The organism is Conyzicola nivalis, from assembly GCF_040548875.1.
Taxonomy (GTDB): Bacteria; Actinomycetota; Actinomycetes; order Actinomycetales; family Microbacteriaceae; genus Conyzicola; species Conyzicola nivalis_A.
Genome location: NZ_JBEPSJ010000002.1, coordinates 447,806 through 460,496, shown reverse-complemented (window position 1 = coordinate 460,496; position 12,691 = coordinate 447,806). Strand labels below are relative to the sequence as shown.

The 12,691-nt window shown below is 69.9% G+C and carries 13 protein-coding genes; 10 read left to right on the top strand and 3 right to left on the bottom strand.

Features of this window, described 5'->3' with window-relative positions; genetic code table 11:
- The first annotated feature begins 14 nt into the window (after window positions 1-14).
- The 7 genes from ABIE21_RS10900 (at window position 15) to ABIE21_RS10870 (ending at window position 7,334) form a co-directional block, all read left to right on the top strand.
- Window positions 15-566, top strand: coding sequence for a TRAP transporter small permease (locus tag ABIE21_RS10900; RefSeq protein ID WP_354024845.1), 552 nt, complete (start codon window positions 15-17; stop codon window positions 564-566).
- A gap of 1 nt (window position 567) precedes the next feature.
- Window positions 568-1,842 carry a TRAP transporter large permease gene (locus tag ABIE21_RS10895; protein WP_354024844.1) on the top strand — a complete coding sequence of 425 codons (1,275 nt, stop codon included), beginning with the start codon at window positions 568-570 and terminating at the stop codon, window positions 1,840-1,842.
- Window positions 1,843-1,933: 91 nt separating this feature from the next.
- Window positions 1,934-2,977, top strand: coding sequence for a TRAP transporter substrate-binding protein DctP (gene dctP, locus ABIE21_RS10890; protein WP_354024843.1), 1,044 nt, complete (start codon window positions 1,934-1,936; stop codon window positions 2,975-2,977).
- Window positions 2,978-3,062: 85 nt separating this feature from the next.
- Window positions 3,063-3,836, top strand: coding sequence for an IclR family transcriptional regulator (locus ABIE21_RS10885; protein ID WP_354024842.1), 774 nt, complete (start codon window positions 3,063-3,065; stop codon window positions 3,834-3,836).
- 100 nt (window positions 3,837-3,936) lie between these two features.
- The gene (locus ABIE21_RS10880) at window positions 3,937-5,043 is read left to right on the top strand and encodes a Gfo/Idh/MocA family protein (protein WP_354024841.1); all 1,107 of its coding nucleotides are present in this window, start codon (window positions 3,937-3,939) and stop codon (window positions 5,041-5,043) included.
- Window positions 5,040-5,927 carry a shikimate dehydrogenase gene (locus ABIE21_RS10875; RefSeq protein ID WP_354024840.1) on the top strand — a complete coding sequence of 296 codons (888 nt, stop codon included), beginning with the start codon at window positions 5,040-5,042 and terminating at the stop codon, window positions 5,925-5,927. The genes ABIE21_RS10880 and ABIE21_RS10875 overlap by 4 nt, the downstream gene beginning before the upstream one ends.
- Before the next feature lie 15 nt (window positions 5,928-5,942).
- On the top strand, window positions 5,943-7,334 hold the full coding sequence (locus tag ABIE21_RS10870; RefSeq protein ID WP_354024839.1) for an MFS transporter: 1,392 nt from the start codon (window positions 5,943-5,945) through the stop codon (window positions 7,332-7,334).
- Here ABIE21_RS10870 and ABIE21_RS10865 read toward each other — a convergent pair.
- Complete coding sequence (locus ABIE21_RS10865) at window positions 7,331-7,795, bottom strand: type II 3-dehydroquinate dehydratase (protein ID WP_354024838.1); 465 nt, start codon at window positions 7,793-7,795, stop codon at window positions 7,331-7,333. The genes ABIE21_RS10870 and ABIE21_RS10865 overlap by 4 nt on opposite strands.
- Before the next feature lie 161 nt (window positions 7,796-7,956).
- Between ABIE21_RS10865 and ABIE21_RS10860 the strand changes: the two genes are divergently transcribed.
- Window positions 7,957-9,804 (top strand): bifunctional sugar phosphate isomerase/epimerase/4-hydroxyphenylpyruvate dioxygenase family protein, encoded by a 1,848-nt coding sequence (locus ABIE21_RS10860; protein ID WP_354024837.1) that lies wholly within the window; start codon window positions 7,957-7,959, stop codon window positions 9,802-9,804.
- Window positions 9,801-10,091: a Dabb family protein gene (locus tag ABIE21_RS10855; protein ID WP_354024836.1), complete on the top strand. Its 291-nt coding sequence runs from the start codon at window positions 9,801-9,803 to the stop codon at window positions 10,089-10,091. Before ABIE21_RS10860 ends, ABIE21_RS10855 begins: the two co-directional genes overlap by 4 nt.
- Window positions 10,092-10,117: 26 nt before the next feature.
- Here ABIE21_RS10855 and ABIE21_RS10850 read toward each other — a convergent pair whose 3' ends face one another.
- Window positions 10,118-10,909 carry an IclR family transcriptional regulator gene (locus ABIE21_RS10850; RefSeq protein WP_354024835.1) on the bottom strand — a complete coding sequence of 264 codons (792 nt, stop codon included), beginning with the start codon at window positions 10,907-10,909 and terminating at the stop codon, window positions 10,118-10,120.
- 142 nt (window positions 10,910-11,051) lie between these two features.
- Between ABIE21_RS10850 and ABIE21_RS10845 the strand changes: the two genes are divergently transcribed.
- Window positions 11,052-11,846, top strand: a complete 795-nt coding sequence (locus ABIE21_RS10845; protein WP_354024834.1) for an IclR family transcriptional regulator — start codon at window positions 11,052-11,054, stop codon at window positions 11,844-11,846.
- On the opposite strand, the gene ABIE21_RS10840 is transcribed toward ABIE21_RS10845, so the two are convergent.
- Window positions 11,829-12,671, bottom strand: a complete 843-nt coding sequence (locus ABIE21_RS10840; protein WP_354024833.1) for a GNAT family N-acetyltransferase — start codon at window positions 12,669-12,671, stop codon at window positions 11,829-11,831. The two genes, ABIE21_RS10845 and ABIE21_RS10840, sit on opposite strands and share 18 nt — an antisense overlap.
- Window positions 12,672-12,691: the final 20 nt, after the last annotated feature.

Below are 12,691 nucleotides of genomic sequence, written 5' to 3'. Positions count from 1 at the left end.
CAGAGAGGTTGATGATGTCAACGGATGACCCGGCAGAGGCCTCTGCGGCGTACGAGCCGGAGCACAACGCCCCCGCGCCCATCCGCTGGCTGTCCCGCGTGGAGATCTGGACCGGAACCGTGTTCTTCGGGCTCCTCTTCCTCGGTGTCATGTACCAGGTGCTCGGCCGCTACGTGCCGCAGATCGCCTGGGTCGGTGCCGGCGAGGTCGCTCGTCTCTCCATGGTGGCGCTCACCTTCGTCATGGCCGGCTACCTCATCGGCAAGAACGGGCACATCGTGATCGAGGTCTTCGACTCGGTGCTGCAGGGCAAGAAGCTGTTCGTCGCGCTGCGGGTCTTCGCCGCGGTGGTCATGGTGCTCACCTGCGGCGCCCTCGCCTGGGAGTCGCTGCTCATGATCGAGCAGGGCTGGCGGCGGGTGTCGACGGTGTTGCACATGCCCCTCGCCGTGCTCTACATCTTCGCCCTGATCGGCTTCACCTCGGGCATCATCCACTCGATCGCCAAGATCGCCGCGGCCGGCCGCCCAGAGGCGAAGCTCGACATCTCCGAGATGGAGGGCTGACATGGACCTCACCATCTACCTCCTGGTGATGACGGCGCTCCTGCTGTTGCGGGTGCCCGTGGCTTTCAGCATGATCGCCGCGAGCATGCTGTACTTCTACACCAACGGCAACTCCGCGGGCCTCGCCATCCGGTCGATCGTCGACGGGATCAACAGCTTCCCCCTGCTGGCCGTGCCGCTGTTCATCTTCGTCGGAGCGATCGCGAACCACCTGGGCATCGCGAGTCGCCTCTTCGACTTCGCCCTCGCCAGCCTGCCGCGGGTGCGGGGAAACCTGGCCTACGTCAACCTCACGACGAGCGTCGGCTTCTCCTGGATCAGCGGATCGGCCCTGGCCGACGCGGCGGCGCTGAGCAAGGTGCAGGTGCCGCAGATGATCCGACAGGGCTATCCCTACGGCTTCGCCGCCGGGCTGAGCGCCTCCGGTTCGCTGCTCAGCACGATCATGCCGCCCAGCATCCCCGCGGTGCTCTTCGCCGCGACGGCATCCATCTCCACCGGGGCGCTGTTCGCCGGCTCGATCCTGCCCGCCTTCCTGATGGCCGGGGGCCTCGCTCTCTACATCTTCATCTGGGCGCGCAAACGCGAGGGCATGGAGGGCACGCGGTTCGACGTCGCGAGGTTCCGCTGGGCCGGCGCACGGGTGATCGGACCGCTGTTCACCCCGGTCATCATTCTCGGCGGGATCCTCGGCGGCATCTTCACCCCCACCGAGGGCGCCGGCGTCGCGGCCGCGTACATGGTCCTGCTCGGAGCCTTCTACCGCACCCTCACGCTCAAGGTGCTGATCCGGTCGGCCAGAGAGACGGTCGTCGTCACCGGCGGGATCCTGCTGATCCTGGGGGCCGCCAACCTCATGGGCCAGGTGCTCGCCCGCGAGCAGGTGTCGCGCGTGCTCGGCAAGTGGCTCACCGAGCTCACCGACAACCCGATCGTCTTCCTGCTCGTGCTCAACGTCATCCTGCTGCTCCTCGGCACTTTCCTCGAGGCACCTCCGGTGATCCTCGTCCTCGTGCCGGTGCTTATGCCCATCGCGGCGCAGTTCGGCATCGACCCGGTGCACCTCGGGGTCGTGATGATCCTCAACCTCATGATCGGCTCGCTCACACCCCCGGTGGGAGCGGTGCTGTTCGTCGTCGGGTCGATCACGAGGCAACCCATGGGCGTCGTGTTCCGCGGCGTGCTGCCCTTCCTGATCCCGCTCGTCGCGGTGCTCCTGCTGCTCACCGTGTTTCCGCAGATCGTCACCATCGTGCCCGACCTGTTGGGCCTATAACTCCACAACCGCACGACCTCGGCCCCGCTTACGGGCCGTCCAGTGCCGGGCCAAGCGGCTCCGGCAAACGCACAGTACGAGGGAGAATCACATGAGCCACGCTCACAGCAAGTCCCGGGTGGTGTTCGCGTCGTCGGTGCTGACGGCCGGCGCTCTGCTCCTCGCCGGGTGTTCCTCACCCGCCGACGACGGCGGAGAGGCGACCGGCGGCAACGAAGACGTCACGCTGACGGTCGCGACCAGCCAGCCCGAGACGACACCGAACTACTACTGCGGGGTCGAGCTGCTCAAGGAGCGGCTCGAGGAGGCCGACATCGGGTTCACCGTCGACCTGTTCCCGGCCAGCCAGCTCGGACCCGACACCGAGCGCTTCGCGGCGGTGCAGGCAGGCGACATCGACATCGACCTGCAGGGCGCGTCGGCGTTGAGTGCGACCTACGAGCCGATCGGCGTCGTCGACGCGGCCTACGTCTTCAATGACGTCGACCACGCGTTCGAGTGGATCGACAACGAGTCATCCGATCTCTTCGCCGGCTTCAACGAGGAGACGGGCGCCCGCATCGTCGACGGATGGTTCTTCGGCAACCGCACGTTCACCACGAAAGACACCCCGATCGAGAGCCCCGACGACCTGGAGGGCCTGCCCATCCGGTTCCCCGACTCGCCGCAGTTCCTCGCCAACGCCGAGGCGATGGGGGTGACCCCGGTGGCGGTGGCGAACGAGGAGATCTACGTGTCGCTGCAGCAGGGGATCGCCGTCGGCCAGGAGAACCCCATCGTCGCGACGCACTCGCAGAGCTTCGACGAGATCCTCAAGGTCGCATCGCTCAACAACCACCAGGTGGGCATCCACTGGCTCGTGGTGAGCGAGAAGACCTACGACAAGATGAGCGACGAGCAGGCCGAGCTTCTCGAGGAGACCATCCACGGCATCCGCGCCGAGAACCGCGACTGCGTCGACGAGGAGACGAACAAGATCCTCGACGAGTACCGGGCCGACGACTCGTTCACGGTGGTCGAGGAGGAGGACGTCGACAAGGAGGCCTTCATCGAGAAGGCCGAGGAGTTCTTCAACTCCTACTACGACGGCGAACGCCTCGAGCTCTACACCGCCATCCGGGGGATGACGGAGTAGAGCACGCCGTGCGCGGCGGGGGTGTGCCGAATCCGGCTCGCCCCGCCGCTTGCGCAGCCGTGCCGACGACTCCCATACTTCCCCCATGCGTACCGCTCAATGGAACGACGCCGTGTCGGTGATCGACCGGGTGACGCTCGTGCTGGGCGCCTTCCGGTCGGACGACAAGAGGCTCGGCGTGTCGGAGCTGGCGCGGAGGGCGAACCTGCCCAAGTCGACCGTGTCGCGTCTCGTGGCCGAGCTGGTGGAGCATCGGTACCTCGAGCGCGACGGTGCGGGGGTGCGCCCGGGACTGCGCCTTTTCGAACTCGGCGAGCTCGCCACCCAGCCGAAGGAACTGCGGAGCCTCGCGCTCGCCACGATGACGGACCTGCGGGATGCAACGGGGCAGACGGTCAACCTGGCGGTGCTGGAGGGCGGCGAGGTCGTCTATATCGGGATGCTCCGCGGACGCAACGCGTCGCGCGCCCCGGCGCGGGTGGGCGGCCGGCTGCCGGCGCACACCACCGGGGTGGGCAAGGCGCTGCTCGCCTTCTCGCCGCCCGAGGCCGTTGACGCCGTGATCGCGGGCGGGCTAGCGCGGCTGCAGCCGAACAGCATCACCGATCCCGACATGCTGAGGCGGGAGCTCGAGGCCGTGCGAGGCTCGGGTCTGGCCTACGACCGCGAGGAGTCGGGGCGTGGCATCGTCTGCGTGGCGAGCCCCATCCTGAAGAGCGGGTACGGGCCGATCGCGGCGATCTCCGTGTCCGGGCGGGCCGGGCTGATCGACGTGAAGCACCTCGGCGCCGCCGTGCGCACCGCCGCCCTCGGGCTCGGCCGCAACCTCCCGGCTCGGGCACTCAGCTGGCCGCTCTGACCGGGCGTCGGCGTGTTCCATTGGATGGCACGTCGCGTTGCCCGGCCCGATGGCCCACGTCACAATTCGGTCAACGAGTTTGCGGCGAGACGATGAGGTCATGGCAGAAGAATTCACGCCTTCGGGCGCACCGGGGGCGATCCGCTTCGCGATAGTCGGGTGCGGCGCCATCGCCGTCAACCATGTCGCCGCCCTCCAGGCATTGCCCGGGGTGACCGTCGCGGCCGTCGTCGACACGGATGCCGCGCGGGCTCGGGCGTTCGCGGAGCGTTTCGGCATCCCCGAGGCATTCGACGACGTCGAGAGCGCGCTCGGCTCCGGCCTCGACGCCGTGACGATCTGCACGCCGCATCCGGCGCACGAGGAGGGGGTCGTCGCGGCCGCGGCGCAGGGCCTGCACGTGCTTTGCGAGAAGCCCGTCGCGACCACCACCGAGGAGGCCGACCGCATGATCGCGGCGACCGACGCCGCCGGGGTGAGGTTCGGAGTGGTCTTCCAGCGCCGGTTCTGGCCGGCCGCCGCCCGCATCCGCGCGGCCATCGACGGCGGCTCCCTCGGAACGCCGGTATCGGGCAGCTGTATCGTCCGGCTCCGCCGCGACGCCGAGTACTACGCCGAACCGTGGCGGGGGCGCCGCGACACCGAGGGCGGAGGCGTGCTCATGACGCAGGCGATGCACCACATCGACCTGCTGCAGTGGTTCATGGGCGACGCCGTGAGCGTCACGGGTCGCGTCGCGACCCTCAGGCACGGCGCGTACATCGACGTCGAGGACACCGCGGTTGCCACCATCGAGTTCGCCTCGGGCGCCCTCGCCGTCGTGCAGGCGAGCTCGACCTTCGACCCCGGTCTCGGAGCGCAGGTGCTCGTCAGCGACGCCGAAGGCAGGGCGGCGAGTGTGCTCGAGTTTCCCGAGGGCACGGGCCTCACCGACGTCTGGACGCTGCCCGGCGAGCGAGAATTCGCGGCACCCTACGCGGCGGGCGGCGTCTTCGACATTCCGCTGGCCGACGTGCACCTCGGCCTCGTGGACGCGCACTCGCTGCAGATCGCCGACTTCGTCGCGGCCGTGCGAGACGACCGAGACCCGCTCGTCACCGGTCGGGACGCCCGGCGGGCGCTGGAGATCGTGACGGCGATCTACCGGTCGTCGGAGTCGGGCGGTGCCGTGCGGCTGACCGGCGCCCGTTCGGGAGCGGCGGCGTGAGCGCGACTAATTCCTATCGCGTGGGCCTCATCGGCCTCGGGCTCGACCTGTCGCTCTCGTCGGTGCTGCACGAGACGGAGGCGGAGGCGCTGGGTCTCGACTACACCTACGAGGTGTTCGACGGCGACCGCGACCCCGCCTACAACGACGTCGGCGCGCTGCTGGCCTCGGTGCGCGACAGCGGATACCGCGGGGTCAATATCACCCACCCGTTCAAGCAGACCGCCACCGAGTTCGTCACCGAGATGTCCGACGACGCCCGGGTGCTGGGGGCGGTGAACGCCGTGGTCTTCGACGGGCCGCGGTCCATCGGCCACAACACCGACTGGTACGGCTTCGCCCGTTCCATCGAGCTGAACCTGCGCGGCGTCCCGCGCCGCACCGTCGTGCAGTTCGGCGCGGGCGGTGCCGGCGTCGCGGTGGCCCATGCCCTGCTGCGCAGCGGCGTGGAGCGGCTCGTGCTCGTCGACGTCGACGACGGCCGGGCACACGAGGTGGCCAGATCCCTGGGGTCGGCGCACGGCACGGCCGCCATCGTGGCAGGCTCCAAGGATGAGTCCGAACGCTGGATGGCCGAGGCCGACGGGGTCGTCAACGCGACCCCGGTCGGAATGCCGACCCACCCCGGCTCGGCCGTGCCGCTCGACCTGCTCCGTCCCGGGCTGTGGGTGCACGACATCGTGTATATGCCGCTGGAGACGAGACTCATGGCCGCCGCCCGGGGCATGGGGTGCCTCACCGTGGGCGGGGGCTACATGCTCGTGTTCCAGGCCGCCGAGGGATTCCGCCTGTTCACCGGGATCACCCCCGACTCCGAGCGCATGCTCGCGCACCTCGAACGCATCATCGCCGACGGCGGGCAGGTCACTGCCGCCCGTGTCTGACGCTCGGGCGGTGCGGTGAGCGCCGCCCGAGCAGGATTCTCGCGCCCGGTCGCGCTCGTGGTCGCGACGGCGTTCTTCCTCGAGACCTTCGACGGAACGGTTCTCGTCACCGCCATCCCGGCGATCGCCGGCGACTACGGCGTCGCGGCGGCCGACGTGGGTCTGGCGATGACCGCCTATCTGCTCGCCGTGGCCGTCTTCATCCCGGTGAGCGGCTGGGCGGCGGACCGGTTCGGTGCCCGACGCGTCTTCTGCGCCGCCATCGTCGTCTTCGTCGTCGCATCGCTGCTCTGCGCGTTGAGCCCCGACCTGCTCTCGCTCGTGCTGGCCCGCGCCCTGCAGGGCATCGGCGGCAGCATGATGGTGCCGGTCGGCCGGCTGATCGTGCTGCGCACCACCGACAAGGCGGAGCTGCTGAGAGCGATCGCGTACCTCACCTGGCCGGCGCTCGTCGCCCCCGTCGTCGCTCCGCTCGCCGGCGGACTGATCACCCAGTCGCTCGGCTGGCCGTGGATCTTCTACGTGAACGTGCCGCTCGGAGTCGCGCTTTTCTTCGTCGCGCTGCGTGTGATCCCGATCGACGCCGCGCGCGTCCGGCGCCGGCTCGACCTGCGCGGTCTCGCGGGTACGAGCACGACGCTCGTGGCGCTCGTCCTGGGGCTGGAGCGCATCGTCTCCGCCGAGGGGGTGCCGCTCGGTGCCGCGCTCCTCGCACTCGCCGCCGTGGCCGGGGTGCTCACCGTGCGGCACCTCGTCGCCGCTCGGGGGCCGCTGCTCGATCTGACGGGCTACCGCGTCGCGACGTTCCGGGTAACGAACTCGAGCGGCGTCTGGTACCGCACGGCGGTGAGCTCCGTGCCGTTCCTGCTGCCGCTGCTTATGCAGGAGGGCTTCGGGTGGACGCCGGTGGCCGCCGGTGCGATGGTCATGTGGGTGTTCGCGGGCAACCTGGCGGTGAAGCCTGCGACGACCTGGCTCATCGGCCGGCTCGGGTTCGCGAGCGTCATGGTCTGGTCGGCGGTCGGTGTGGCCCTCACTCTTCTGGCCGTGGCGACCATGACCGCCGACACCCCGATCGTGATCATGGCGGGAGTCCTGCTGATGAGCGGAGTCTTCCGTTCCACGGGGTTCACCGCCTACGGAACGATCCAGTTCGCCGAGATCGCTCCCGAGCGCATGAACGGCGCGAACACGCTGTCCTCCACCGTCGTGCAGGTCGCATCGGCGCTCGGGGTGGCCGTGGCGGCCGTGGTGGTGCGCCTCGTCGACGCCGCAGGTCACGGCGGTCTGGCGCCGTACCGGTGGGCGCTCGTCGTGATGGCGGCGATCGCGTGCCTCAGCGCCGTCGGCGCCGCCCGCCTGCCTCCGGGCGTCGCCGACGACGTGCGCCGCAGGTCGCCCGCCTAGACTGCGCTGTTCTTCGACGCGATGTGGTTCACGAGAAAGTCGACGGCGTAGCGGTAGCCGGCGATGCCGCAGCCCGCGATGACGGCCTCGGCCATCGTCGACGTGTAGGAGAAGTGGCGAAACTCCTCGCGGCGGTGGATGTTCGACACGTGCACCTCGACGACGGGCAGCGCGACGGCGAGAAGCGTGTCGAGCAGCGGTATCGAGACGGACGTGAGGCCCGCCGGGTTCACGATGACGCCGCTCGCGACACCCCGGCCTTCGTGGAGGCGGTCGATGATCGCGCCCTCCCAGTTGCTCTGGAAGAAGTCCAAGTCGTAACCGGCGGCGTCCGCGGTGTCGCGCGCCAGCTTCTCGACGTCGGCGAGGGTGTCGTGGCCGTAGATGCGCGGCTCGCGCAGACCGAGAAGGTTCAGGTTCGGCCCGTTCACCACGAGGATGCTGGGACGCTGTGCGGTCATGCGCTGTCTCCTTCGACGTCGCGGGTAGTCGGTTCGAAGCCATTGTGAGTGCGCACCGTGAGTGCGCGTCCACCGCCGTTCCACTGAGTGGGCGGCTCGATTGCGGCGTGTCGCCGCACCGCCGCACACTGGGGGCCACAACACGGAAGGGCTGTGCGTCGATGAAGACCTCCATTGCCACTGTCTGCCTCAGCGGTTCGCTCGAGGAGAAGCTGCGCGCCAGTGCGGCGGCCGGTTTCGACGGCGTCGAGATCTTCGAGCCCGACTTCGTCGCGTCGCCGCTCTCACCCGAGCTCGTGGCCGAGCTCGCCCGCGACCTCGGCCTGACGCTCGACCTGTATCAGCCGTTCCGTGATTTCGAGGGCGTCGCGCAGGGCCGGCTGCGGCAGAACCTGCGGCGTGCGGAGGCCAAGTTCGAGCTGATGAACCGTCTCGACATCGACACGATGCTGCTCTGCAGCAACGTCGGCACCGCGGTGAGCGCTGACGACGCGCTCGCCGTCGACCAGCTGCGTCAGCTCGGCGACCTGGCCGCGCTGCACGGCGTGCGCGTCGCCTACGAGGCGCTCGCCTGGGGGCGGTTCGTCAGCGACTACGAGCACGCGGCGCGGATCGTGCGCGCCGTCGACCACCCCGCCGTCGGCCACTGTCTCGACAGCTTCCACATCCTGTCGCGTGGCTGGGATCCCGCTGCGATCGAGACGATACCCGCAGACAAGATCTTCTTCGTGCAGATGGCCGACGCTCCCCGGCTCACGATGGACCTGCTCTCGTGGAGCAGGCACCACCGCGTGTTCCCCGGCGAGGGCGCGTTCGACCTGGCCGACTTCATGGGCCACCTGCTGCGCTCCGGCTACGACGGGCCGGTGTCGCTCGAGATCTTCAACGACACGTTCCGCCGCACCGATCCGCACCGCACCGCCCTCGACGCCATGCGCTCGCTCGAATGGCTGCAGGAGCTCGCGTCGCAGTCCCTCGATCGCGAGGGACGCGAGGGAGTGCGTATGGCCGTGGCCCCGCTGCCCGACATGCCGCCCCCGCTCGGGTTCAACTTCGTCGAGGTGCGCGCTGACGAGAACCAGCGCGAGCGCGTGCGCACGACGCTGTACCAGCTCGGGTTCGACGACGCGGGCACCCACCACTCCAAACCCGTCGAGCTCTGGTCGCAGGGCGGGGCTCGCGTGATCATCAACAGCGGGGATGCGACCGCCGGCGCCCCGGCCGTCGCCGCCCTCGGTTTCGACGTGGCCGACCCCGAGCTCGCGGCCTCCCGCGCCGCCACTCTCCTGGCCCCCGCCGTGCCCCGCGAGCGGGGAGCGGGCGACGAGGTCCTGCTCGGAGTGCGGGCACCCGACTCGAGCGAGGTCTTCTTCGGCCGTGTGGGCAGCGGCGGAGTGCCCGCGTGGGTCGCCGAGTTCTCCGCGGGAACGTCGGCGTCGGCGGACGCTCTCGTCACCCGGGTAGACCACGTGAACCTGGCACAGTCCTGGGAGTACTTCGACGCGGCGGTGCTGTTCTGCACGAGCGTGCTCGCCCTCGACCCGCAACCCTCGCTCGACGTCGCGGCTCCCACGGGGCTCGTGCGCAGCCAGGTCATGAGCACCCCCGACTGCGTCGTGCGGCTCGTGCTCAACCTCGCGCCCGCCGAGAGCGTCGAGACCGCGGTGCGGGCCCAGCACGTGGCCTTCGCCTCCAACGACGCCGTCGCGACCGCGCGTCGCGCACGCGAGCGCGGGCTCGGCTTCCTGCCCATCGGCGACAACTACTACGACGACCTCGACGCGCGCTTCGACCTCGAGCCGGCGTTCCTCGACGAGCTGCGCGAGCTGCAGCTGATGTACGACCGCGACGACCGGGGCGAGTTCCTCCACTTCTACACCGAGTCGCTCGGCAGCGTGTTCTTCGAGATCGTCGAGCGCCGCGGCGGCTACGCGGGCTACGGCGCCGCCAACGCGCCGGTGCGGCTCGCCGCCCAGCACGACCGTCGGCTGCTGGCGGGAGCGTCGTGATCAGGCACGTCGCCGTCTTCACCTTCGTGCCGGGGTTCACGCCGGAACAGCGCGCGGAGTGGATGGCCATGGTCGCCGACCTGCCCCGCCAGATTCCGCAGATCCGCAGCATGTCTGTAGGGGAAGACCTGCTGCACGGACCTAGCTCGCACGAGATCGCGATCGTGGCCGACTTCGACTCGCTGGCCGACCTCGCGACGTACACCGCGCATCCGGCCCACGCCCCCGTGCTCGCGATGTCGGCGCCCGTGAAGGCGTCGCTCGCGGTCGTCGACTTCGAGCTCTAGCTGCCCGGCCGCCCGGCCTCCCGGCGCTAGGGCAGGGGCAGCCGCACCGACATCTCGGCCGCGGCGGAGGTGAGCGGAGGCAGCAGGGCGAGCAGGTCGTCGAAGGGCAGCCGGAACACGGGAGCGGCGATGGCCACGGCCGCCACGACGCGCCCGTCGATCGCGTGCACGGGCACCGCGAGGGCGTGCATTCCCACCTCGTTCTCCTCCCGCATCGTGCTGTAGCCGCGCTCGCGCACCCCCTCGATGTCTGCGCGGAAGACGGCGCGCTCGGTGATCGTGGTGTCGGTGCGGGCGAAGAGGTCGAGCGAGTCGACCAGGTGCTCCCAGTCGTCGGCGAAGGCGACGAGCACCTTGCCGAGAGCCGTCGTGTGCAGGGGGCTGTGGGTTCCCGGGTCGCTCGTGACCCGGAACGCCTGCGGGCCGTCGACCTTGCTCACGGTGAGCACATGCGAGCCGTCGCGAACGCCGAGGATGCTGGCCTCCCGTGTGCGCTCGGTGAGTGAGCGGAGAACGGGCAGCGAGGCCCCGGCGAAGCCGTTGGCGTTCGACACGCGTTGACCCAGTTGGAAGACACGGATACCCAGCGTGTAGCGCTTCGACGCGGGGTCGAATGCCACGAACCCCTGGCGCGACAGCGAGCGGAGCAGGCGGTGGGTGGTGCTGAACGGGAGGTCGGCGGCGCCGGCGAGCTCGGTCGCCGACGCTCCCTGGGCCGAGTCGCCCAACAGGACCAGCAGCGAGAGGGCCTTCTCGACCATGTCGGACTTGTCGCGCTTGTCGGAATCGACGCCCGTGTCGGACTGATCTGGGGTCATAGGGGGAAACCTATCGTGGCGCACGGGGCGCGGTCTATTTCTTGAAACGGATTGACTGCGCCATCGGGCGAGGCCATGCTGTATTCATATTGTAGATGCTGTATCCACGATATGGATAGTGGACGAGACCAAAGGTGGTGACGTGCAGACTTCAGACCCGAGCGCTGCCGTCTCCGTCATCGAACGGATGACCGCCGTGCTCGACGCGTTCTCCGCCGCCGACGACCGCATCGGCGTCAACGAGATCGCGCGCCGGTCGGGGCTGCCGAAGTCCACCGCCTCCCGGCTCGTGTCGAGCCTCGTCCGACACGGCTACCTCGAGCGGCAGGGCCACTCCGTGAGCGTGGGGCTGAAGCTGTTCGAGCTCGGCAAGCTGTCGGGCCAACCCAACGAGCTGCGCTCGCTCGCCCTGCCCACGATGGCCGACCTGCGCAACGCCACCCGGCAGACCGTGCACCTCTCGGTGCTCGAGGGCACCGAGGTCGTCTACATCGGCATCCTGCCCGGTCTCGACTCCTCGGCGCTGCTGTCGCGCGTCGGCGGAAGGCTCCCGGCCTACGCGACGGGCGCGGGCAAGGCGCTGTTGGCTTTCTCGTCGGCCGAGGTGGTCGAGCGGGTTATCGAACGCGGCTTCGTCGCCTACCAACCGGGCACCATCACCAACGCCGGTTCCCTGCTGCGCGAGCTGGAGGCCATCCGCCGCACGCGCCTCGCCTACTCGAACGCCGAGGCCGGGCCGGGCGTGACCGGAGCGGCCAGCCCGATCCTCACGGCAGACGCACGCGCGGTCGCTGCGCTCTCGGTCTCGGGGCGCATCGGGGGGTTCGACCCGCAGAAGGTCGGGTCGGCCGTGCACCTCGCCGCCCTCCACCTCGGCCGGCTGAGCAACGCGGCCACGCTCGGTCGACCGCAGCGCGGATCAGAGCGCGGTGTCTGACCACTCCCAGTTCTCGCGCTCGTAGAGGGGCTTCAACCCGGCCCGCAGCATGTTCGAGAGCGACGCGCTCTCGCCGTCGGCATCGGGCTTGCCGGTCTCGCCCACCAGCCACCGCGCTCCCGCCTCACGGGCGGCCTGAGCCCGGGCGGCGATGAGCGAGGACTGCGCGCCGAGACCACGGAACCCCGGGAGAGTGGATGCCCCGAACAGGTGCGCGGTCTCGCCGTGCAGGAAGAGGCTCGCGCCGCCGATCATCTCGTCGCCGAGCCAGGCCGCGAACGGCAGCGAGGAGGCCGACCGCGTCGACGACTCCGCCATCCGGCCAAGATCGGCGGGAGGCATCCCGAACCCGCTGAACACGACATCTGCCCACTCGGCAACCCTGTCTGCGTGCACCCGGCCGACGCGCACCCGGCTCTCCCGCGGCTCGGCCGCGGTCACGTCGACGTCGATCTCGCCGGCGAGCTTCACCCAGGGGTTGCCGCGTGTCAGCCCGTGGGCGCTGCGGATGTCGTCCCAGTCGGAGGGAAGGTTCCCGGGCGCGATCTGAATGGTCGCCTCGCGCACACCCCGGGCGCGGAACACCTCGACGACCTCCCGCACCAGGCGCGCGTCGACGGGGCTCTCGAAGCCGAAGCCGAGGGCCTTGCTCCAGTAGTTCACCGGGTCGTTCGCCATCGTGCAGACGACCCCGCCGGCGAGACGCACGGCGGAGGTACGCAGTGTGGATCGCTGCGGCTCGGGCAGACCCGAGAGCCAGAGGTGCATCGCCTCGGCCTCGCTGCGCTCGACGAGCTCGGAAAGGTGGGTGTTCGCTTGCTGCATCGCTCGGTCTCCGTCGAAGG

Excerpts from the sequence above, each read along its gene's own strand:
- ABIE21_RS10860 (WP_354024837.1), top strand. The coding sequence starts at position 7,957 with ATGAAGACCTCCATTGCCACTGTCTGCCTCAGCGGTTCGCTCGAGGAG.
- dctP (WP_354024843.1), top strand. The coding sequence starts at position 1,934 with ATGAGCCACGCTCACAGCAAGTCCCGGGTGGTGTTCGCGTCGTCGGTG.
- ABIE21_RS10850 (WP_354024835.1), bottom strand. The coding sequence starts at position 10,909 with ATGACCCCAGATCAGTCCGACACGGGCGTCGATTCCGACAAGCGCGAC.
- ABIE21_RS10880 (WP_354024841.1), top strand. The coding sequence starts at position 3,937 with ATGGCAGAAGAATTCACGCCTTCGGGCGCACCGGGGGCGATCCGCTTC.
- ABIE21_RS10900 (WP_354024845.1), top strand. The coding sequence starts at position 15 with ATGTCAACGGATGACCCGGCAGAGGCCTCTGCGGCGTACGAGCCGGAG.
- ABIE21_RS10885 (WP_354024842.1), top strand. The coding sequence starts at position 3,063 with ATGCGTACCGCTCAATGGAACGACGCCGTGTCGGTGATCGACCGGGTG.
- ABIE21_RS10895 (WP_354024844.1), top strand. The coding sequence starts at position 568 with ATGGACCTCACCATCTACCTCCTGGTGATGACGGCGCTCCTGCTGTTG.
- ABIE21_RS10865 (WP_354024838.1), bottom strand. The coding sequence starts at position 7,795 with ATGACCGCACAGCGTCCCAGCATCCTCGTGGTGAACGGGCCGAACCTG.
- ABIE21_RS10840 (WP_354024833.1), bottom strand. The coding sequence starts at position 12,671 with ATGCAGCAAGCGAACACCCACCTTTCCGAGCTCGTCGAGCGCAGCGAG.